20 protein-coding genes are annotated in these 19,346 nt (G+C 71.3%); 5 read left to right on the top strand and 15 right to left on the bottom strand.

The genetic code is table 11. The features are described 5' to 3' along the window. Positions 1-282: 282 nt before the first annotated feature. Positions 283-1,977 carry an aa3-type cytochrome oxidase subunit I gene (gene ctaD, locus IE244_RS15585; RefSeq protein ID WP_191874128.1) on the top strand — a complete coding sequence of 565 codons (1,695 nt, stop codon included), beginning with the start codon at positions 283-285 and terminating at the stop codon, positions 1,975-1,977. Here the strand turns inward: ctaD and IE244_RS15580 are convergent. Then, positions 1,859-2,899 (bottom strand): helix-turn-helix transcriptional regulator, encoded by a 1,041-nt coding sequence (locus IE244_RS15580; RefSeq protein WP_191874127.1) that lies wholly within the window; start codon positions 2,897-2,899, stop codon positions 1,859-1,861. The genes ctaD and IE244_RS15580 overlap by 119 nt on opposite strands. A gap of 80 nt (positions 2,900-2,979) precedes the next feature. Beyond that, the gene (locus IE244_RS15575; RefSeq protein WP_191874126.1) at positions 2,980-3,669 is read right to left on the bottom strand and encodes a transglycosylase family protein; all 690 of its coding nucleotides are present in this window, start codon (positions 3,667-3,669) and stop codon (positions 2,980-2,982) included. Between the two features lie 539 nt (positions 3,670-4,208). Between IE244_RS15575 and IE244_RS15570 the strand changes: the two genes are divergently transcribed. Beyond that, positions 4,209-5,000 (top strand): DUF8842 C-terminal domain-containing protein, encoded by a 792-nt coding sequence (locus tag IE244_RS15570; protein WP_191874125.1) that lies wholly within the window; start codon positions 4,209-4,211, stop codon positions 4,998-5,000. A gap of 137 nt (positions 5,001-5,137) precedes the next feature. Continuing rightward, complete coding sequence (locus IE244_RS15565) at positions 5,138-5,536, top strand: hypothetical protein (protein ID WP_191874124.1); 399 nt, start codon at positions 5,138-5,140, stop codon at positions 5,534-5,536. Positions 5,537-5,601: 65 nt separating this feature from the next. Here IE244_RS15565 and der read toward each other — a convergent pair whose 3' ends face one another. The 5 genes from der to aroH all read right to left on the bottom strand — a co-directional run bounded on the left by der (position 5,602) and on the right by aroH (position 10,095). Continuing rightward, positions 5,602-7,095 carry a ribosome biogenesis GTPase Der gene (gene der / locus IE244_RS15560; RefSeq protein WP_191874123.1) on the bottom strand — a complete coding sequence of 498 codons (1,494 nt, stop codon included), beginning with the start codon at positions 7,093-7,095 and terminating at the stop codon, positions 5,602-5,604. Positions 7,096-7,174: 79 nt separating this feature from the next. Then, complete coding sequence (locus IE244_RS15555; RefSeq protein WP_191874122.1) at positions 7,175-7,882, bottom strand: lysophospholipid acyltransferase family protein; 708 nt, start codon at positions 7,880-7,882, stop codon at positions 7,175-7,177. Continuing rightward, positions 7,840-8,535 carry a (d)CMP kinase gene (gene cmk, locus IE244_RS15550; protein ID WP_191874121.1) on the bottom strand — a complete coding sequence of 232 codons (696 nt, stop codon included), beginning with the start codon at positions 8,533-8,535 and terminating at the stop codon, positions 7,840-7,842. The genes IE244_RS15555 and cmk overlap by 43 nt, the downstream gene beginning before the upstream one ends. A gap of 115 nt (positions 8,536-8,650) precedes the next feature. Continuing rightward, positions 8,651-9,736 (bottom strand): prephenate dehydrogenase, encoded by a 1,086-nt coding sequence (locus tag IE244_RS15545; RefSeq protein ID WP_191874120.1) that lies wholly within the window; start codon positions 9,734-9,736, stop codon positions 8,651-8,653. Then, entirely contained in the window at positions 9,733-10,095 is a 363-nt protein-coding gene (gene aroH / locus IE244_RS15540; protein WP_031162390.1) for a chorismate mutase, read from the bottom strand. Before aroH ends, IE244_RS15545 begins: the two co-directional genes overlap by 4 nt. A gap of 177 nt (positions 10,096-10,272) precedes the next feature. Between aroH and IE244_RS15535 the strand changes: the two genes are divergently transcribed. After that, positions 10,273-10,755: a Rieske (2Fe-2S) protein gene (locus IE244_RS15535; protein ID WP_191874119.1), complete on the top strand. Its 483-nt coding sequence runs from the start codon at positions 10,273-10,275 to the stop codon at positions 10,753-10,755. A 22-nt stretch (positions 10,756-10,777) separates the two neighbouring features. Further along, positions 10,778-11,554, top strand: a complete 777-nt coding sequence (locus IE244_RS15530; protein ID WP_191874118.1) for a nucleotidyltransferase domain-containing protein — start codon at positions 10,778-10,780, stop codon at positions 11,552-11,554. Here IE244_RS15530 and IE244_RS15525 read toward each other — a convergent pair. From IE244_RS15525 to ald, 8 genes are all read right to left on the bottom strand, one after another. After that, positions 11,480-12,229, bottom strand: a complete 750-nt coding sequence (locus tag IE244_RS15525; protein ID WP_191874117.1) for a nucleotidyltransferase domain-containing protein — start codon at positions 12,227-12,229, stop codon at positions 11,480-11,482. The two genes, IE244_RS15530 and IE244_RS15525, sit on opposite strands and share 75 nt — an antisense overlap. 4 nt (positions 12,230-12,233) lie before the next feature. Further along, positions 12,234-13,253, bottom strand: a complete 1,020-nt coding sequence (locus tag IE244_RS15520; RefSeq protein ID WP_191874116.1) for an ADP-ribosylglycohydrolase family protein — start codon at positions 13,251-13,253, stop codon at positions 12,234-12,236. Positions 13,254-13,308: 55 nt separating this feature from the next. Then, entirely contained in the window at positions 13,309-14,373 is a 1,065-nt protein-coding gene (locus tag IE244_RS15515; RefSeq protein WP_191874115.1) for a pseudouridine synthase, read from the bottom strand. Between the two features lie 12 nt (positions 14,374-14,385). After that, positions 14,386-15,036, bottom strand: coding sequence for an SMC-Scp complex subunit ScpB (gene scpB / locus IE244_RS15510; RefSeq protein ID WP_191874114.1), 651 nt, complete (start codon positions 15,034-15,036; stop codon positions 14,386-14,388). Further along, entirely contained in the window at positions 15,033-16,097 is a 1,065-nt protein-coding gene (locus IE244_RS15505; RefSeq protein ID WP_191874113.1) for a segregation and condensation protein A, read from the bottom strand. The genes scpB and IE244_RS15505 overlap by 4 nt, the downstream gene beginning before the upstream one ends. 18 nt (positions 16,098-16,115) lie before the next feature. Further along, entirely contained in the window at positions 16,116-16,664 is a 549-nt protein-coding gene (locus tag IE244_RS15500; protein WP_191874112.1) for a hypothetical protein, read from the bottom strand. Then, positions 16,649-17,782 (bottom strand): ParA family protein, encoded by a 1,134-nt coding sequence (locus IE244_RS15495; protein WP_191874111.1) that lies wholly within the window; start codon positions 17,780-17,782, stop codon positions 16,649-16,651. The genes IE244_RS15500 and IE244_RS15495 overlap by 16 nt, the downstream gene beginning before the upstream one ends. 425 nt (positions 17,783-18,207) lie before the next feature. After that, complete coding sequence (ald, locus tag IE244_RS15490) at positions 18,208-19,323, bottom strand: alanine dehydrogenase (protein WP_191874393.1); 1,116 nt, start codon at positions 19,321-19,323, stop codon at positions 18,208-18,210. Positions 19,324-19,346 lie beyond the last annotated feature (23 nt).

Genomic DNA, 19,346 nt, shown 5'->3' with positions numbered 1-19,346 from the left:
ATCCCAGACAATTCACGTGTCGCGCAGCACCGCTTCGAATTACTCCGCGAAAAGTGCCGCAGCGCCGTTCCGGCTGCTGCCCGGAACGGGATTCCCCAGCCAATCCGGAGTCGTCCCCGGGCAGCTGACGCCGCATAGGAATTTCACGGATCCGGCACACGACCGCCGCACGCCCCCCGGGGGGAGCAGGCGGCCCCGCGCGCATCATGGCGCCTGCTCGCGGGTACGCGTGCCGCGGGCTGGGGCGGGCCCGAGCGCCGGACGCGGAGGGGCGAGCGAGCGATGGGGACCGAGACCGTACGGGCGACGGCAGGACCGGTGCGCGGCAGGAACCGGGCCGGACGGGTGGTGGTCGACTGGCTCACCACCACCGACCACAAGAAGATCGGGCATCTGTATCTGATCACGGCGTTCGGCTTCTTCCTGGCCGGCGGGGTCATGGCGCTGCTGATGCGCGCCGAGCTGGCCCGGCCGGGGCTGCAGATCATGACCGCCGAGCAGTACGACCAGCTGTTCACCCTGCACGGCACGATCATGCTGCTGCTGTTCGCGACCCCGAGCTTCGCGGGTTTCGCCAACGAACTGATGCCGTTGCAGATAGGCGCTCCTGACGTGGCGTTCCCGCGGCTGAACATGCTGTCGTACTGGCTGTTCGCCTTCGGCGGGCTGATCGTGCTGGGCTCGCTCCTCACCCCCGACGGGCCGGCCGACTTCGGCTGGTTCGCCTACGCGCCCCTCAACGACGCCACGCACTCCCCCGGTGTCGGGCCCGACCTGTGGATCATGGGTCTGGCCCTGTCGGGCTTCGGGACGATCCTCGGCGCGGTCAACTTCGTCACCACGATCATCGGGATGCGCGCACCGGGCATGACCATGTTCCGGATGCCGGTCTTCACCTGGAACACCCTGTTCACGTCGGTCCTGATCCTGCTGGCGTTCCCCGTGCTCGCCGCCGCGCTGCTGGTCCTGGAGGCGGACCGGCGGTTCGGGTCACAGGTGTTCGAGGCGGGCGACGGCGGGGCGCTGCTGTGGCAGCACCTGTTCTGGTTCTTCGGGCATCCCGAGGTGTACATCATCGCGCTGCCGTTCTTCGGGATCGTCACGGAGATCATCCCGGTCTTCAGCCGGAAGCCGGTCTTCGGCTATCTGACCCTGGTCGGCGCGACCATGGCGATCACCGGGCTGTCGGTCGTGGTGTGGGCGCACCACATGTTCGCGACCGGCGCGGTGCTGCTGCCGTTCTTCTCCTTCATGTCGTTCCTGATCGCCGTGCCGACGGGCGTGAAGTTCTTCAACTGGACCGGCACGATGCTCGGGGGTTCGCTGTCCTTCGAGACACCGATGCTGTGGTCGGTGGGCTTCCTGGTGACGTTCCTGTTCGGCGGGCTGACCGGGGTGATCCTGGCCTCCCCGCCGCTGGACTTCCACGTCACGGACTCGTACTTCGTCGTCGCGCACTTCCACTACGTGGTCTTCGGCACGGTCGTCTTCGCGGTCTTCGGCGGCTTCTCCTTCTGGTGGCCGAAGTTCACCGGCAAGATGCTGGACGAGCGGCTCGGGAAGATCCACTTCTGGACGCTGTTCGTCGGCTTCCACACCACCTTCCTCGTGCAGCACTGGCTGGGCGCCGAGGGCATGCCCCGCCGGTACGCCGACTATCTGGCGGCCGACGGCTTCACCGCGCTCAACACGCTCTCCACGATCGGCGCGTTCCTGCTGGGGCTGTCGACGCTGCCGTTCCTCTACAACGTCTGGAGGACGGCCCGGTACGGGCAGAAGGTCGACACCGACGACCCCTGGGGCTACGGCCGCTCCCTGGAGTGGGCGACCTCCTGCCCGCCACCCCGGCACAACTTCGTCACGCTGCCCCGGATCCGCTCGGAGTCCCCGGCGTTCGACCTGCACCACCCGGAGTACGCGGGGCAGGCGCCGCGCCCCGGGCCAGAGCCGCGTCGAGCCGGTCCCGGATCCTCGTGATCGCCTCGGTCAGCTCGGCGGGCTCGATCACCTCGAACGGGAAGCCCAGCATCATGACGTGAACGACCATCAGGTCCGGGTTCGCCGCGCCGGAGCGCAGGACGCACGCGTCCTCACCGTCGGCCTCCAGCGTGCCGGCGGACGGCGAGATCCGCTCGGCGGCCTCGTGCAGCGGCACCAGCAGCCGTACGGCGGACTGCGTGGCGTACGCGCGCGTGGAGACGCCCTTCGAGACATAGGCGGCCAGGTCCTCGGCGGGCGGCTGACGCGGGGTGAAGCGGGGCCCGTGCGGCGGTCTGGGGGTGATCCGGTCGACGCGGAACGTCCGCCAGTCCGCCCGGTCGACGTCCCAGGCGACCAGGTACCAGCGCCGCTCGCTGCACACCAGCCGGTGCGGCTCGACGGTACGCCGGCTGGCGGCCCCGTCGTGGCTCCGGTACTCGAAGCGCAGCCGCTCGGCGTCCCGGCACAGGTGCGCGAGTTCGGTGAGCAGCGCCGGGTCGACCGGCGACACGGTCGGACCGCCGCGCAGCATCGGCACGGTGAAGGCGTTCAGGGCGCTCACGCGGCGGCGCAGCCGGTTCGGCAGCACCTGCTCCAACTTGGCGAGGGCGCGTACGGAGGTCTCCCCGATGCCCTCGATGCCCTGGCCCGCGGCGGTGCGCAGGCCCACGGCCACGGCGACGGCCTCGTCGTCGTCCAGCAGCAGCGGCGGGAGCTCGGCGCCCGCGCCCAGCTGGTAGCCGCCGCCGGTGCCGGGGCTGGCGTTGACCGGGTAGCCCAGCTCGCGCAGCCGGTCCACGTCCCGGCGGACCGTGCGCGGGGTGACGCCGAGCCGGCCGGCGAGTTCGGCCCCGGACCACTCGCGGTGGGCCTGGAGCAGCGACAGGAGGCGTAGAAGGCGTGCCGAGGTCTCCAACATGGGTGCGAGTCTGCCAGGGGATGCGGACAGCCACTGTCCTCGATGGGGACAGTGGCTGTCTCGGGCAAACCGGGCGCGGCTCAGAGCGCGAGGCGCTGGCCGGGCACGATCAGGTCGGGGTCGTCGCCGATGACCTTCTTGTTGGCGGTGTAGATCCGCTGCCAGGTGGTGCCGTGCCGGGCGGCGATGGCGCTGAGCGTGTCACCCTCGCGGACGGTGTAGTCACCGCGGGAGGCGCTGCGGCCCGTCGGGGCGGCCGGGCGTTCCGGCGTGGTGGCCGGGGCGGACCTGGCCGGCGCGGACCTCGGGGTGGACTTCGTCGTCACGCCCTTCGAGGCCGCCGTGCCGGAGGAGCCGGTGTGCGCCGCCGCGGGTGCGGCACCGAAGGCTCCGGCGCGGGCCGAGCAGACGGGCCAGGCGCCCCAGCCCTGGGCGTGCTGGACCTTGGTGGCGACGGCGATCTGCGCGCCCTGGGAGGCCTGGTCGGCCGTCGGGGCGTAGGCGGTGCCGCCGTACGCGCGCCAGGTGCCGGCGGAGAACTGGAGCCCGCCGTAGTAGCCGTTGCCGGTGTTGATGTGCCAGTTGCCGCCGCTCTCGCACTGGGCGATGCGGTCCCACACCCCGTTGTCCGCCGCTGCGGCGTTGCCGGTGGCGGCCAGCAGACCCAGCGGGGCCAGCAGGGCGGCTCCGGCGAGCGCGGCCGTCGTCCGGCCCTTGCGGGCGCTGTCGTGACGGGCGGTGCTGCGGGTGGTATCGGCACACTCGGACATGTAATTCCCTCTCCACGAACCCGGGCTCCCCCGGGCGGCGCACGCCTCGCCGCGCAGGAGCGCGGTTGCTCGTGCCCGCCCCGTCCGCGTGGCCGGTGCCGGCGGTGGTGCCGTGCCGGTGCCGGTCGTCGGACGTACCCGAGCGGTGCTCGTTGCACACGGCGGAGGAATGTAGGGAGGTCGAGCGGCCGGAATCAACCAACTGCCCGTCCTTCCAGGCCAGTTGCCCGTTACCGCGAGTATCGGCAATTTTCAGCCACCCACTACATGCGCTGATTTCCTGATTTATCGACCAACGACGGAAGCGATCTGTGACCCACTTCACCCTGTCAAGTTCCTTGACGCGGCAAGGAGTTGACCGTGAGTGGCGGATTCCGCACACAAGGTGACCGTGTGCGCTGGTTGGTTCGAACCGGTTGTCGCCGGGGCGTGACCCCCACCACAGGACGCCCGTTGTCTTCTTCATGAGCCCGGAACCCCGGGGCTCATCGGCCGGGAGCCACCCGGCCGACCCAGCACAGCATCCCGAGGGAGCCACCGTGCCGCGCATGCTCGACGTCAGCGACGCCGTACGCGCCGAGATCGGCGACGAAGAAGCCGACCGGCTGCTCGCCGGAGAGAACGCCCCGGGCAGTTACGACTGCACGTCCTGCCGCACCCCGGGCGACTCCGAGCAGGAGCGCACCAGCACCGTTCTGTTCGTCGGCGACGAGACCGCCGTCCTCGCCTTCGCCCACGCCAGCTGTCTTCCCTCGCAGGTCGTCCAGGTCACCGAGGAGCAGCTGCAGGGCGCCGTCCGCTCCATCGGCGGGATCGCCGGCGGGGCCGCCACGGGCGGGCCGCGGCAGGCGGCGGCCGAGCAGGCGGTGCTCGGCGTGACCAGCGGACTCGTCCTGGTCGAGGGCGAGTTGCACCCGGCGCTGGTCGTCGAGCCGACCTCGCCGATCGTGCGTCCGGGCACCACCGGGGACGGCGACGACTTCCTCCCGCTCCTCATCGAGCAGGGGTTCATGCCGGTGACCGAGCTGACGTCGGTGCCGCCGGTGCTGCACGGCTGGTCGGTGCTGCTGGCCGCGGGCCAGCTGCACGCGGTGCTGCAGCCGTCGGCGGGCGGCGGGCAGCCGGTCGCCTGGTGGCAGGCGCATCAGCCGCTGCAGGTGACGGACAGCTGGCGGGCCGCCGCCAACAAGCACCAGCAGGTGCTGATGTTCGCGGCGCCGGTGGGGTCGATCGGGCGGCAGCCGCGCGAGGACCTGCTGCGGGACTCCCTCGACAAGGCGGCGGCGAACGGGAAGCTGGTCGCCGCGGCGATGCCTCTCGCGGGTACGTGATCTTCTCGCCTGCGGGGCGGGGCGCTGTGGTGCGTGGGCGGCCGCGGGTGGTACGCGGTGGTTCGCGCAGTTCCGCGCGCCCCTAAAGGCATGCTGCGGGACCGCATCTCTTTAGGGGGGCCGTCGTTTGGACATACGTGCACGCATACGACACTTCTCCCCGCCGGTCCTCGTTCTCCTCCATTCCCTCCGCCCGGACGGGGCAGGAAGGGGCTGGTGGTGCCTCGGCCACGCCGATCTACGACTCGCTCTACGCGGAGTGGGTCAAGAGTTTCCGCACGCTGCCGGGCGACCGGAGCGGGGAGGAGGGGCTGAGGTTCAGCCCCTTCGGTCAGCTTCCGGACCGCACGGGCGGCTACGGCGGGCACCGGGCGGGGTCGTTCAGCAGCTCGTACAGCGCCTACAGCGCGGGGGCCTACAGCGCGCGGCAGCAGTCGCAGTGGCAGCGGATCGGCACGCTGGGCCGGCAACAGCACGACACCGGGATGCAGCATGTGCCGGCGGCCCTTCCTCCGGGGCCGCGCCGGGGCGTGTGACCGGCGCACGGTGAAGGGCGGCACCTGGTTCTCCAGGCGCCGCCCTTCACGTCGTACCGCTGTTGCTACTTCTTCTTCGCGCCGCGCTTCTCGCGCACCCGCACCGAGATGTGGATCGGGGTGCCCTCGAAGCCGAACTCCTCGCGCAGCCGGCGCTCGATGAAGCGGCGGTAGCCCGCCTCGATGAAGCCGGAGGCGAACAGGACGAACCGCGGCGGCTTGGTGCCGGCCTGGGTGCCGAACAGGATGCGCGGCTGCTTGCCGCCCCGGACCGGGTGCGGGTGGGCCGAGACCAGCTCGCCGAGGAAGGCGTTCAGGCGGCCGGTGGGGACGCGGGTCTCCCAGCCGGCGAGGGCGGTCTCGATCGCCGGGACCAGCTTCTCCATGTGGCGGCCGGTGCGCGCCGAGACGTTCACGCGCGGGGCCCAGACGACCTGGCCCAGCTCGGTCTCGATCTCCCGCTCCAGGTAGTAGCGGCGCTCCTCGTCGAGGGTGTCCCACTTGTTGTAGGCGATGACCATCGCGCGGCCCGCCTCGACGGCCATGGTGATGATCCGCTGGTCCTGCACGGAGATGTTCTCGGAGGCGTCGATCAGGACGACCGCGACCTCGGCCTTCTCCACGGCGGCGGCCGTGCGCAGGGAGGCGTAGTAGTCGGCGCCCTGCTGGAGGTGGACGCGCTTGCGGATGCCGGCGGTGTCCACGAACTTCCAGGTCTTGCCGCCGAGTTCGATCATCTCGTCGACCGGGTCGCGGGTCGTGCCCGCCATCTCGTTGACGACGACGCGCTCCTCGCCCGCGACCTTGTTCAGCAGGGAGGACTTGCCGACGTTCGGGCGGCCGATGAGCGCGATGCGGCGGGGGCCGCCGATCGCGGTGCCGAAGGACTGCTCGGGCGCGTTCGGCAGGACCTCCAGGACGGCGTCGAGCATGTCACCGGTGCCGCGGCCGTGCAGGGCCGAGACGGGGTGCGGCTCGCCGAGGCCCAGGTTCCACAGGTAGGCCGCGTCGGCCTCGCCGCTCGGGCCGTCGACCTTGTTGGCGCACAGCACGACCGGCTTGCCGGCCTTGCGCAGCAGCCGGACGACGGCCTCGTCGGTGTCGGTCGCGCCCACCTTGGCGTCCACGACGAAGACGACGGCGTCGGCCGCCTCGATCGCGTACTCGGCCTGGGCGGCCACGGAGGCGTCGATGCCGAGGACGTCCTGCTCCCAGCCGCCGGTGTCGACGACCTTGAAGCGGCGGCCGGCCCACTCGGCCTCGTAGGTGACGCGGTCACGGGTGACGCCCGGCCGGTCCTCGACGACCGCCTCGCGGCGGCCGATCATCCGGTTCACCAGGGTCGACTTGCCGACATTGGGGCGGCCGACGACGGCGAGCACGGGCAGCGGACCGTGGCCCGCCGCCTCGATGGCGCCCTCGACGTCCTCGATGTCGAAGCCCTCTTCCGCGGCGAGCTCCATGAACTCCGCGTACTCGGCGTCGCCGAGAGCCCCGTGGTCGTACTCGTGCGCGCCCTCGTACGCGTCCGAGCCGTCGGGCTGGATCTGGTCGTTCATGAAGTCCGTACCTCGTTCGTTCGTGGTGATCGGTGGATCGCCCGGCTTTCTCCCGGCTGATCCACTACTCAAGTGTCGCCTAGCGCCCGGTCAGGCGCCTGGCGTTTTCCAGGTGGCTGGTGAGCTGCTTCTGGATGCGCTCGGTCGCCTCGTCCAGCGCCCTGCGCGTACGCCGTCCGCTGCCGTCCCCCGCGTCGAAGGGGTCGCCGAAGACGACGTCGATGCGCGAGCGCAGGGGCGGGAGCCCCTTTATCAACCGTCCGCGCCTGCCGGAGCTTCCCAGGACGGCGACGGGCACGATCGGCGCCCCGCCGCGGACCGCGAAGTAGGCGAGCCCGGCGCGCAGCGAGGCGAAGTCGCCCTCGCCCCGGGTGCCCTCCGGGAAGATGCCCAGCACTCCCCCGGCCTCCAGCACGCCGAGGGCCCGGCCGATCGCCGTGCGGTCGGCCGCGGCGCGGTCCACCTTGACCTGGCCGATGCCGGTCAGGAAGGGGTCCAGCGGGCCGATGAAGGCTTCCTTCTTGATCAGGAAGTGCGTCGGCCGGGGGGCCACGCCCATGACCATCGGGCCGTCGATGTTGTGGGAGTGGTTCACCGCGAAGATCACCGGGCCGGTGGCCGGCACCTTCCAGGCGCCGAGCACCCGCGGCTTCCACAGTCCGTGCATCAGGCCGACGCCGATGCGCCGGCCGACCTCGGCACCCCGTGCGGAGGGAAGGCCGTCCTCCCCGCGTGACGGAAGGCTCACTTCCCGGCCCGCTTCTCCTCGACCAGGGTGACGACGCACTCGATGACCTGGGCGAGGGTGAGCTCGGTGGTGTCCACCTCGACCGCGTCGTCGGCCTTGGCGAGCGGCGAGGTCTTGCGGCTGGAGTCGGCCGCGTCCCGCTTGATCAGCGCCTCACGCGTGGCGTGGACGTCGGCGCCCTTCAGCTCGCCGCTGCGGCGGGCCGCGCGGGCCTCCGGAGAGGCGGTGAGGAAGATCTTCAGGTCGGCGTCGGGGAGGACGGTCGTACCGATGTCACGTCCCTCGACGACGATGCCGCGCTCCGCGCCGGCGGCCAGCGAGCGCTGCAGCTCGGTGATCCGGGAGCGCACCTCGGGCACCGCGCTGACCGCGCTGACCCTGGAGGTGACCTCCTGGGTGCGGATCGGGCCGGCCACGTCGATGCCGTCGACGGTGATGGTCGGCTTGTCCGGGTCCGTGCCGGAGACGATCTCCGGCTTGCCGGCGACGGCCGCGATGGCGGTCGGGTCCTCCAGGTCGATGCCGTTGGTCACCATCCACCAGGTGATCGCCCGGTACTGGGCTCCGGTGTCCAGGTAGCTCAGGCCGAGCTGCGCGGCGACGGCCTTCGACGTGCTCGACTTGCCGGTGCCGGAGGGGCCGTCGATCGCGACGATCACGGGCTTGGCGGTCGGGGCGGCGCCGTTTTCCACGGAGGGACACCTTCCTGGTGCGGTGCGGGCGGGATGCGGGGAGCGAGAGCGCCCTGCACAAGGTTACTGGGTGCGGGTCACTCGTCCGGACGCACACGGGATCCGCCGGCGGTCCCTACTGCCGCAGAGCCCACCCGCGCTCACGGAGCGCCTCCTTCAGGACGGCTGCCGCCTTGGGCTCCACGGAAAGCTGGACCAGACCGGCCTGCTGCCCGGTGGCGTGCTCGATGCGCACGTCCTCGATGTTGACCCCGGCCCGTCCCGCGTCCGCGAAGATGCGGGCCAGCTGGCCGGGCTGGTCGTCGATGAGCACGACGACGGTCTCGTACACCCGCGGGGCGCTGCCATGCTTGCCGGGTACCCGCACCTGGCCCGCGTTCCCGCGGCGCAGCACGTCCTCGATGCCGGCGGTGCCCTCGCTCCGCTTGGCCTCGTCGGCGGACTGCAGGGCGCGCAGGGCCTCGACGGTCTCGCCCAGGTCGGCGGCGACGTCGGAGAGCAGGTCGGCGACCGGTCCCGGGTTCGCGGACAGGATGTCGATCCACATGCGCGGGTCGGAGGCGGCGATCCGGGTCACGTCCCGGATGCCCTGCCCGCACAGCCGTACGGCGGCCTCCTCGGCGTGCTCCAGGCGCGCGGCGACCATGCTGGACACCAGGTGGGGCATGTGCGAGACGAGGGCGACGGCACGGTCATGGGCGTCGGCGTCCATGACCACCGGGACGGCCCGGCAGTGGGAGACCAGCTCCAGGGCGAGGTTCAGCACCTCGGTGTCGGTGTCCCGGGTCGGGGTGAGCACCCACGGGCGGCCTTCGAAGAGGTCACCGGTCGCGGCCAGCGGGCCGGACTTCTCCCGGCCGGACATCGGATGCGTGCCGATGTACGCCGTCAGGTCGAGGCCGAGCGCCTCCAGCTCGCGGCGCGGGCCGCCCTTGACGCTGGCCACGTCCAGGTAGCCGCGGGCCACGCCGCGGCGCATGGCGTCCGCGAGGACACCGGCCACGTGCGCGGGCGGGGCGGCCACGACCGCCAGGTCGACGCGGCCTTCGGGGGCCTCATCGGTGCCGGCGCCCAGCGCGGCGGCCGTGCGGGCCTGTTCGGGGTCGTGGTCGGCGAGGTGGACGACGACGCCGCGCTGGACGAGTGCCAGGGCGGCGGAGGTGCCGATGAGGCCGGTGCCGATGACGAGTGCGGTTCTCACTGGGCGATGTCCTTGCGCAGGGCGGCCGCGGCACCGAGGTAGACGTGGCTGATGTCGGCGCGGGGCCTGTCCGACTCGATGTGCGCGAGGATCCGCACGACCCGGGGCATGGCGCCCTCGATGTCCAGCTCCTGCGCGCAGATCAGGGGCACGTCGACGATGCCGAGCTTGCGGGCGGCCGCGGCCGGGAAGTCGCTGTGCAGGTCGGGGGTGGCCGTGAACCAGATGCTGATCAGGTCGTCGGTGGTCAGCCCGTTCCGCTCCAGGACCGCGGTGAGCAGGGCTCCGACCTGCTCGTCCATGTGTCCGGCCTCGTCCCGCTCCAGTTGGACGGCCCCCCGGACCGCTCGTACCGCCACGGCGCTGCTCCCTGCTGACGTGCGGATCTGTTCTTGGTCCGTCCAGCGTAGTCAGCCCGCGCGGACACGGCGCACGGCGCCCGATCGCTGAGACGATGCGGCTGATCCGGTATGCACCGGTTCAGCCCTTTGTTCTTCAACGGACCCTGTCCTCCAACGTCTGTACGGAGTGGTGACATGAACCAGCCCGCGACGCGGCGCACGGCTTTGGCGACGGGCGCGGCGGCGCTCGCCGCGGGATGCGTGGGATGCGGCGGCAGCAACGGCAAGAGTTCCCCGGTGGCGTCGTCCGCGAAGCCCTCGTCTCCGGCGCCCGCCTCCCCGGCCCCCACCTCCCCGGGCTCCGGGGCACCGGTCTCCGGCTCCTCCCACGGGAAGGATCTGGCGCAGACGAGTGACATCCCGGAGGGGGGCGGGAAGATCTTCAAGGAACAGAAGGTCGTCGTCACCCAGCCGAAGAAGGGCGAGTTCAAGGCCTTCTCGGCGATCTGCACCCACATGGGCTGCACGGTCGGCACGGTCGCGGACGGCACGATCGACTGCCCCTGTCACGGCAGCAAGTTCCACATCGCCGACGGCGCGGTGGCCCACGGCCCCGCGACCAAGCCGCTTCCGCAGAAGTCGATCACGGTGGAGGCGAATTCGATCCACCTGAGCTGAGGGGGCCGCGTACGCTCCCGGCATGCAGCCCGAGACCCTGGTACGCGACCACACCGTCTACGCCTGTGTCATGGGTTCCCGGGCCTTCGGTCTGGCGACGGACACGAGCGACACCGACCGGCGGGGCGTGTTCCTCGCCCCCACCTTCCTGTACTGGCGGTTCGAGAAGCCGCCGACGCATGTGGAGGGGCCGGGCGAGGAGCAGTTCTCCTGGGAACTGGAGCGGTTCTGCGAGCTGGCGCTGCGGGGCAATCCGAACATCCTGGAGTGCCTGCACTCCCCGCTCGTGGAGCGCATGGACGACACCGGCCGGGAGCTGCTGTCCCTGCGCGACGCCTTCCTCTCCCGGCAGGTCTACGGCACCTTCACGCGCTACGCCCTCGGCCAGCGCAGGAAGCTCGACGCCGACGTCCGCACGACGGGCGCCCCGCGCTGGAAGCACGCCATGCACCTGCTGCGTCTGCTGATGTCCGCCCGCGACCTGCTGCGCACCGGCGAGCTGCGGATCGAGGTCGGTGACCAGCGGGAGCCGCTGCTCGCGGTGAAGCGGGGCGAGCTCCCCTGGGCCGGCGTCGAGGCGTGGATGGCCCGGCTGGGGGCGGAGACGGAGCGGGCCCTGGACCACACCCCGCTGCCGGCGGAGCCGGACCACGCACGCGTGGCCGACTTCCTGTTCCGGGCACGCCGGGACTCAGCCGTGCGGGCGCACGCCTGCCCCGGGGACTCAGCCGTGCAGACGGAGCCGTATGACGAAGTCGTGCAGGGCGTCGTACGCGGTGGGCGCCTCCGGCAGGGATGAGGCGGCCTGGGCCTCGTCGAGCAGGGTGTGCAGCCGCTCCACGTCGGCCGCCACGTGCGCGTGCTCGATGCCGGCCGCCCCGTGCTCCCGCTCGCCCTTGGCCGCTATGAGGTCCGGCACGTAGCCCGGTGCGCCGACCAGCTCCAGGAGCGTGGGCAGGTGGGCCTGGACCTCGCCGCTGCGCATGAGGTGGATGCCGGTGAGCAGCACCCGGAACGTGTAGAGCAGCGGCTTGAGTTCGCCGGTCTTCTCGAACAGCCGCCACTGTGTCAGCGCGAAGCCCCGGTAGTGGTGGGCGTGGTGGCCGGTGAGGACGCCGGGCACGAGCGCGGCCAGCTCGCGGTGCGCCTCGGTGGTCCGCACGACCAGGGGCGAGAGGAGCTGCTCCAGGACATAGCCGTTGCGGCGCAGCATCAGCCGGACGAACTTGCGCAGGTCGTGGGTGACGAGGTCCAGCTCGACGCCGTAGCGCACCCAGGTCCGTGAGCGGGTCTCCTCCGGCTCGCGCAGTCCGACGAGGTCGGCCGCGGGAAGCAGATGGACGCCCCGCAGGTCCACGTCGGAGTCCTGCGAGGGGAAGCCGTACAGATGGGCTCCGGAGACGGTCGCGAACAGCAGGGGGTCGGGCTGTTCCGCGACCACGGGTGCGAGGTCGATGTCGAGATCTTCGATCATGGGGCTAAGCGTCCCAGAGTGCGCCCAGCGCCAACAGGTCCTCCCGGTGCTCGATCCGCGCGGCCCAGTCGGCCGGCCAGGCGTCCGCGCCCAGCCAGGCGCCCGCGAAGGCGCCGGTGAGGCAGGCGATGGAGTCGGAGTCGCCGGAGGAGCAGGCGGCCCGGCGCAGGGCGGTGACGGGCTCGTCGGGGAAGAGCAGGAAGCACAGCAGCCCGGTGGCGAAGGCCTCCTCGGCGATCCAGCCCGCTCCGGTGGCCAGGCACGGGTCGGTCTCCGGCGAGACGGTCCGCACGGCCTCCTGGAGCCGCTCCAGGACCGCCAGGCACTCGTCCCAGCCGCGTGCGACGAAGTGCTCGGGGCTGGGGTCCTGGGACCGGGTCCACAGGTCGCCGAGCCAGGTGCGGTCGTACCGGGTCCGGTGGTCGAGCGCGTACGAGCGCAGCTGTCCGACGAGTCCGACCGGGTCGGCGCCCTGGGCGAGCAGACGGACGGCGTGCGCGGTGAGGTCGGAGGCGGCGAGCGCGGTGGGGTGGCCGTGGGTGAGGGCGGACTGCAACTGGGCGGCGCCGGACCGCTGTTCGTCACTCAGGCCGGGGACGAGCCCGATCGGCGCGACCCGCATGTTGGCGCCGCAGCCCTTGGAGCCGATCTGGCTGGCGTCCTGCCAGGCCCGGCCGTCCTCCTTCAGCAAGGCGCACGCGGTCAGGCAGGTACGGCCCGGGGCGCGGTTGTTCTCCGGCGAGTGGTACCAGTCCACGAACTCCTCGCGCAGCGGCCGCTCCAGCCGCTTCGGGGCGAGGGCTCCGCGCTCCATGGCGGTCCGCAGGGCGCGCCCGAGGGCCAGGGTCATCTGCGTGTCGTCGGAGACGCGGGCGCGTCCCGGCAGCTCCATCTCACGCCAGGGCCCCCACGTGGCGAGGATCTGCGGCACGTCGTGGAACTCGGCCGGAAAGCCGAGGGCGTCGCCGAGGGCGAGGCCGAGGAGTGCTCCCGTTGCGGCGCGTTCGGACACGCGAATCACCATCCCCTTTTATCGTCACTCTGACAATAAGCGGGGATGGTGATCACAGCAAGGCGGTTTAGAGGTCGACTTCCTTCATCAGCATGCCGACCTCGGTGTTCGACAGGCGCCGCAGCCAGCCCGACTTCTGGTCGCCGAGGGTGATCGGGCCGAAGGAGGTGCGCACCAGCTTCTCGACCGGGAAGCCGGCCTCCGCCAGCATCCGGCGCACGATGTGCTTGCGGCCCTCGTGCAGGGTCACCTCGACCAGGTAGTTCTTGCCGGTCTGCTCGACCACCCGGAAGTGGTCCGCGCGCGCGTAGCCGTCCTCCAGCTGGATGCCGTCCTTCAGACGCTTGCCCAGGTCGCGCGGGATCGGGCCGACGATCGCCGCGAGGTAGGTCTTCTTCACGCCGTACTTGGGGTGCGTGAGGCGGTGCGCCAGCTCACCGTGGTTGGTGAGGAGGATGACGCCCTCGGTCTCGGTGTCCAGCCGGCCGACGTGGAAGAGCCGGGTCTCGCGGTTGGTGACGTAGTCCCCGAGGCACTGGCGCCCCTCCGGGTCCTCCATCGTGGAGACGACACCGGCGGGCTTGTTCAGCGAGAAGAACTGGTACGACTGCGTGGCGACCGTCAGGCCGTCGACCTTGACCTCGTCCTTCTCCGGATCGACCCGTCGGCCCTGCTCCAGCACGATCTCGCCGTTGATCTCGACCCTCGCCTGCTCGATCAGCTCCTCGCAGGCCCGCCGCGAGCCGTAGCCCGCCCGCGCGAGGACCTTCTGCAGCCGCTCGCCCTCCTGCTCGGCGCCCGGGAAGGTCTTGGGCAGCTTGATGTCCTTCTTGCCCTCGTAGCGCTCCCGGTTGCGCTCCTCGGCGCGCGTCTCGTACTCCCGCGAGCGCGCCGGAGCGGTACGCCCGCGCCCCTGCTGGGGCTTCTTCGGGCCGCCCTTGGCGCCGCCGCGCGCGCTGCCGCCGCGCCCGGACTTGGGGCCGTCCTGGGAGGCGCCGGGGCCCACGTCGTAGCGGCGCTCCTCGGGGCGGGGCTTGCGGGGACGGCCCTGCCCCTGCCGCTCGTCCCTGTTGTTGCCGGCACCGCGGTGGTTACCGCGTCCGCCGCTCTTTCCGCTGCCGCTGCTTCGCATCAAAGTTCCGTCTTAGTCGTCTGCGTCCTCAACACCGGGCGCGTCGGGCGCGTCCGGATCGAACGACGGGACTCCCTCCTGGGTCTCGGCCTCGATCGCCTCCGCCTCCGGGAGGAAGGGCGCGAGCTCCGGAAGCTCGTCCAGGCCACGCAGGCCCATCCGCTCCAGGAAGTAGTTCGTCGTCCTGTACAGGATCGCACCTGTTTCGGGTTCCGTGCCCGCCTCCTCGACCAGACCGCGCTGCAGCAGGGTGCGCATCACGCCGTCGCAGTTGACTCCGCGTACGGCGGAGACGCGGCTGCGGCTGACCGGCTGGCGATAGGCGACCACCGCGAGGGTCTCCAGTGCCGCCTGGGTGAGGCGGGCGGTCTGGCCGTCCAGGACCAGCCGCTCGACGGCCGGCGCGTACGCGGCGCGGGTGTAGAAACGCCAGCCGCCGGCGACGAACCGCAGCTCGAAGCCGCGGCCCTGCACGGCGTACTCGTCGGCCAGTTCCCGCAGTGCGTCCGCCACCTGGCGTCTCGGCCACTCCAGCAGCTTCGCCAGGTGCTCCTCGGTCGCGGGCTCGTCCACGACCATGAGCATCGCCTCCAGGGCGGGCTTGAGGTCGAGACCGGCCACGGACCGCAGCCCGGCCGGTACCTCCGTGGTCTGCTCGCTCATGGCTTCTTCTCCTCCTTGGGCGGCTCGGGCGGCCGGTCGAACTCGTCGGTGACCATCGGTGCCGTGTCCGCGTCCCCGCCGGTCCAGCGCACGAGCAGCTCCCCGAGCGCGGTCTCCTGCTCCAGGGCGACGGCCTTCTCGCGGTACAGCTCCAGCAGGGCGAGGAACCGGGCCACGACGGTGAGGGTGTCCCCGGTGTCCTCGACCAGCACCCTAAAGCTCGCCTCGCCCAGTTCCCTGAGCCTGGTCACGACGAACCGGGCCTGCTCCTGCACGCTGACCAGCGGGGCGTGGATGTGGTCGACGTAGACCCGGGGCTTGGGCTTGGGCTGCATCGCCTTGACCGCGAGTCGGGCGAAGCCCTCGGGGCCGATGGTGATGACGACCTCGGGCAGCAGCTCGGCGTGGTGCGGTTCCAGGCCGACGGTACGGGGCCGGCGGCGGGCCTCGTCGTCGAGGCGCTGGTTGAAGATGTCGGCGATCTGTTTGTACGCGCGGTACTGCAGCAGCCGCGCGAACAGCAGGTCGCGGGCCTCCAGCAGCGCGAGGTCGGCCTCGTCCTCGACCTCGGCGGCGGGCAGCAGCCGGGCCGCCTTCAGGTCCAGCAGCGTGGCGGCGACGACGAGGAACTCGGTCGTCTGGTCGAGGTCCCAGTCGGGGCCCATGGCCCGGATGTGCGCCATGAACTCGTCGGTGACCTTGGAGAGGGCCACCTCGGTGACGTCCATCTTGTGCTTGGAGATCAGCTGGAGGAGGAGGTCGAAGGGGCCCTCGAAGTTGGCGAGCCGGACCTTGAAGACGCCGTCACGGGGTTCTCCGGGCCCGGGAACCGCAGAGGGCCCGGCAACCGCGGGCTCTTCGGCAACCGTGGACTCTTCAGGTACCGCGGGCTCCTCGGGTACCGCGGGCTCCTCCGGCACCGCGCCGGGCGCCTCGTCCGGTTCCGCGCCACCGGGCTCAGCCGGGCCCGCGACCTCGACCGGCGAGACCCCCGGGCCCCGCCCCAACGCACGCCGACGGCCGGCTCCGGTGCCGGGGAGGGGAACGTCCTTCGAGGTCATAGCCCCCGCAGGCTACCCCTACCGCCCCCGCAGCCGCCGTACCAGGATGCTCGCGTCCCCGCGGGACTCCAGGTCGGCCAGGACCACGGCCACCGCCTCCCGCACGATCCGCCCGCGGTCGACCGCGAGCCCGTGCTCGCCCCGGAGCACCAGACGGGCGTGCTCCAGGTCCATCAGCTCCTCGGCCGAGACATACACCGTGATCTTCTCGTCGTGCCGCTCGCGCCCGCTGGGCCGCCGCGACGCCGCCCGCCCCCGCTTGCGCGGCTGAGCGGCGCCAGAACCTTCCTGCGCCGCCTGCCGCCGGGACGGCCGGGTGCGGGACTCGCCGGCGTCGGCGGGTTCCGCCTCCGCCGCGGCGTGCTCCGCGCCCTCTCCGTCGCCGCCCTGGACGGGCACCGACTGCGGTGCGTCCTCGCCGGCGGCCATGTCGTCGCTCTCCCCCGCGGGAGCCGGCACCCGGGCCTCACCGTTGGCCGCGCGCCGGGGAGTCGACGGCTGAAGTGCCATCCCCCCTGTCGTACGGAAGAGTTCGTCGGCCCCGGGCAGACTCACTCGGCGTGACACCGGGCGAGCACCTCCCTGGCGAGCTGACGGTAGGCGGCGGCACCGACGGAGTTGGAGGCGTAGGTGGTGATCGGCTCTCCGGCGACCGTGGTCTCCGGGAAGCGGACCGTGCGGCCGATGACCGTGTGGTAGACGTGGTCGTCGAAGGCCTCGACCACGCGGGCCAGCACCTCACGGCTGTGGACCGTGCGCGAGTCGTACATCGTGGCGAGGATGCCGTCCAGTTCCAGCTCGGGGTTGAGCCGCTCCTGGACCTTCTCGATGGTCTCGGTCAGCAGGGCCACACCGCGCAGGGCGAAGAACTCGCACTCCAGCGGCACGATCACCTTGTGAGCGGCCGTCAGTGCGTTGACGGTGAGCAGGCCGAGCGAGGGCTGACAGTCGATCACGATGTAGTCGTAGTCGGGCATCACCGGCTTGAGCGCCCGCTGCAGGGTCGACTCGCGGGCGACCTCCGAGACCAGCTGGACCTCGGCGGCCGACAGATCGATGTTGGAGGGCAGCAGGTCCATGTTGGGGACCGCCGTCTTCAGCAGGACCTCGTCCGCGGACATACCCCGCTCCATGAGCAGGTTGTAGACCGTCAGGTCGAGTTCCATCGGGTTGACACCGAGTCCCACCGACAGCGCGCCCTGCGGGTCGAAGTCCACGAGGAGCACGCGCCGGCCGTACTCCGCGAGCGCGGCACCCAGGTTGATGGTCGACGTCGTCTTGCCGACGCCGCCCTTCTGGTTGCACATCGCGATGATCTTCGCGGGGCCGTGGTCGGTCAGCGGGCCCGGGATCGGGAAGTACGGCAGCGGGCGCCCGGTCGGGCCGATGCGCTCGCGGCGCTGGCGGGCCGCGTCGGGCGCGAGCGTGGCCGCGTACTCGGGATCGGGCTCGTACTCGGCGTCGGGGTCGTAGAAGTGCCCCTCGGGCAGTTCGTCGTAGTCGGCGAATTGGTTGTGGGGCGCGCCACTTCCGTCGCCGGCCATGGCGTTCACGTGATGGCCATCCATGCTCTGGTGTGCTGTCCGGGCGGTCTGCGGTCCCGGACTCTGGTGGGCTGCGAAGGTGCGCACAGCTACGGAGCCGACAGCCTCGAATCCCGCGGAGCCCTGGCCCCGTACAGGCATTCCTGGTTGACCACCCCCGGGAGAAAATGTCGACTCATTCACAAGTCGTCTTACCTCCTTGGTGACCAGGAAACTTCTAGACAAGGTCAGCGTGGCACCATGCCGACGGTTGGCGACTCTATGGCGTGTCGGCGGTCCGCAGCAACACAATCCGCCGGACCCGGCAGGATGTGTCGGCAATGAAACATCTCGCTGTCAAGGGCGTACGGCCGTCGCACAGCAGGTTTCACCGGTGTACGAATCGGTCGAAGGGTTGCGTTCGAGGCGAGTTGACCAAGAGTCGCCAAGTGACCATACACACATCCGGCCGGACCTTGTCGGGCAAGGTCCGGCCGGATGCGCGGGGTTGACGACATGTGTTGACGAATCGCCTTTTACCTGATGCTGACTTAGCGGTCCGTCAGGCCACCGGGGTCGGCCGGGCGTCAGCCGAGCAGGGACTCCAGCTCCACGTACTCCAGGCCGTGCGCCTCTGCGACCTCCTTGTAAACGACCTTGCCGTCATGGGTGTTGAGACCCTTGGCGAGCGCGGCGTCGCGGCGCAGCGCCTCGACCCAGCCGTTGTTGGCCAGCGAGACGATGTACGGCAGCGTCGCGTTGGTGAGGGCGTTGGTGGAGGTGCTGGGCACCGCGCCGGGCATGTTGGCGACGCAGTAGAAGACCGAGTTGTGCACCTTGAAGGTCGGCTCGGCGTGCGTCGTCGGGTGGGAGTCCTCGAAGCAGCCGCCCTGGTCGATCGCGATGTCGACAAGAACACTTCCGGGCTTCATGCGGGCCACCAGCTCGTTGGTGACCAGCTTCGGGGCCTTGGCGCCCGGGATGAGGACCGCGCCGATGACGAGGTCGGCGTCGAGGACGGCCTTCTCCAGCTCGAAGGTGTTGGACATGATCGCCTTGACCTTCGTACCGAAGATCTTGTCGGCCTCGCGCAGCTTGTTGATGTCGCGGTCGAGCAGGGTCACGTCGAAGCCCATGCCGACGGCGACCTGGGTGGCGTTCCAGCCGGAGACACCGCCGCCGATGACGACGCACTTGGCCGGGGTCACGCCCGGGACGCCGCCCGGCAGCACGCCACGGCCGCCGGCCGCGCGCATCAGGTGGTAGGCGCCGACCTGCGGGGCGAGCCGGCCCGCGACCTCGGACATCGGGGCGAGCAGCGGCAGCGCGCGGTTCGGCAGCTCGACGGTCTCGTAGGCGATGGCCGTGGTGCCGGACTCGATGAGCGCGTCCGTGCACTCCTTGGAGGCGGCCAGGTGCAGGTAGGTGAAGAGGATCTGGTCCTTGCGGAGGCGGTGGTACTCCTCCGCGATGGGCTCCTTGACCTTCAGCAGCAGGTCGGCGGTGGCCCACACCTCGTCGGCGGTGTCGAGGATCGCGGCACCGGCGGAGACGTACTCCTCGTCCGTGATCGAGGAGCCGAGGCCGGCACCCCGCTCGACGACGACCTGGTGGCCGCTGCGCACCAGCTCGTGCACACCGGCGGGGGTGATGGCCACCCGGAACTCGTTGTTCTTGACCTCGCGGGGGATGCCGACCTTCACGTCGATCACGGTCCTTGGCTCAG

The organism is Streptomyces filipinensis, from assembly GCF_014649495.1.
GTDB classification, from domain to species: Bacteria; Actinomycetota; Actinomycetes; order Streptomycetales; family Streptomycetaceae; genus Streptomyces; species Streptomyces filipinensis.
The sequence above is the reverse complement of the archived record's forward strand: the minus strand, read 5'-3'. Positions and strand labels throughout refer to the sequence as shown.

Bases quoted from the DNA above. Each gene is read 5' to 3' on its own strand.
- ctaD (WP_191874128.1), top strand. From the start codon at position 283: ATGGGGACCGAGACCGTACGGGCGACGGCAGGACCGGTGCGCGGCAGG.
- IE244_RS15580 (WP_191874127.1), bottom strand. From the start codon at position 2,899: ATGTTGGAGACCTCGGCACGCCTTCTACGCCTCCTGTCGCTGCTCCAG.
- IE244_RS15575 (WP_191874126.1), bottom strand. From the start codon at position 3,669: ATGTCCGAGTGTGCCGATACCACCCGCAGCACCGCCCGTCACGACAGC.
- der (WP_191874123.1), bottom strand. From the start codon at position 7,095: ATGAACGACCAGATCCAGCCCGACGGCTCGGACGCGTACGAGGGCGCG.
- IE244_RS15535 (WP_191874119.1), top strand. From the start codon at position 10,273: ATGAACCAGCCCGCGACGCGGCGCACGGCTTTGGCGACGGGCGCGGCG.
- IE244_RS15530 (WP_191874118.1), top strand. From the start codon at position 10,778: ATGCAGCCCGAGACCCTGGTACGCGACCACACCGTCTACGCCTGTGTC.
- IE244_RS15525 (WP_191874117.1), bottom strand. From the start codon at position 12,229: ATGATCGAAGATCTCGACATCGACCTCGCACCCGTGGTCGCGGAACAG.
- IE244_RS15520 (WP_191874116.1), bottom strand. From the start codon at position 13,253: ATGGTGATTCGCGTGTCCGAACGCGCCGCAACGGGAGCACTCCTCGGC.
- IE244_RS15515 (WP_191874115.1), bottom strand. From the start codon at position 14,373: ATGCGAAGCAGCGGCAGCGGAAAGAGCGGCGGACGCGGTAACCACCGC.
- scpB (WP_191874114.1), bottom strand. From the start codon at position 15,036: ATGAGCGAGCAGACCACGGAGGTACCGGCCGGGCTGCGGTCCGTGGCC.
- IE244_RS15505 (WP_191874113.1), bottom strand. From the start codon at position 16,097: ATGACCTCGAAGGACGTTCCCCTCCCCGGCACCGGAGCCGGCCGTCGG.
- IE244_RS15495 (WP_191874111.1), bottom strand. From the start codon at position 17,782: ATGCCTGTACGGGGCCAGGGCTCCGCGGGATTCGAGGCTGTCGGCTCC.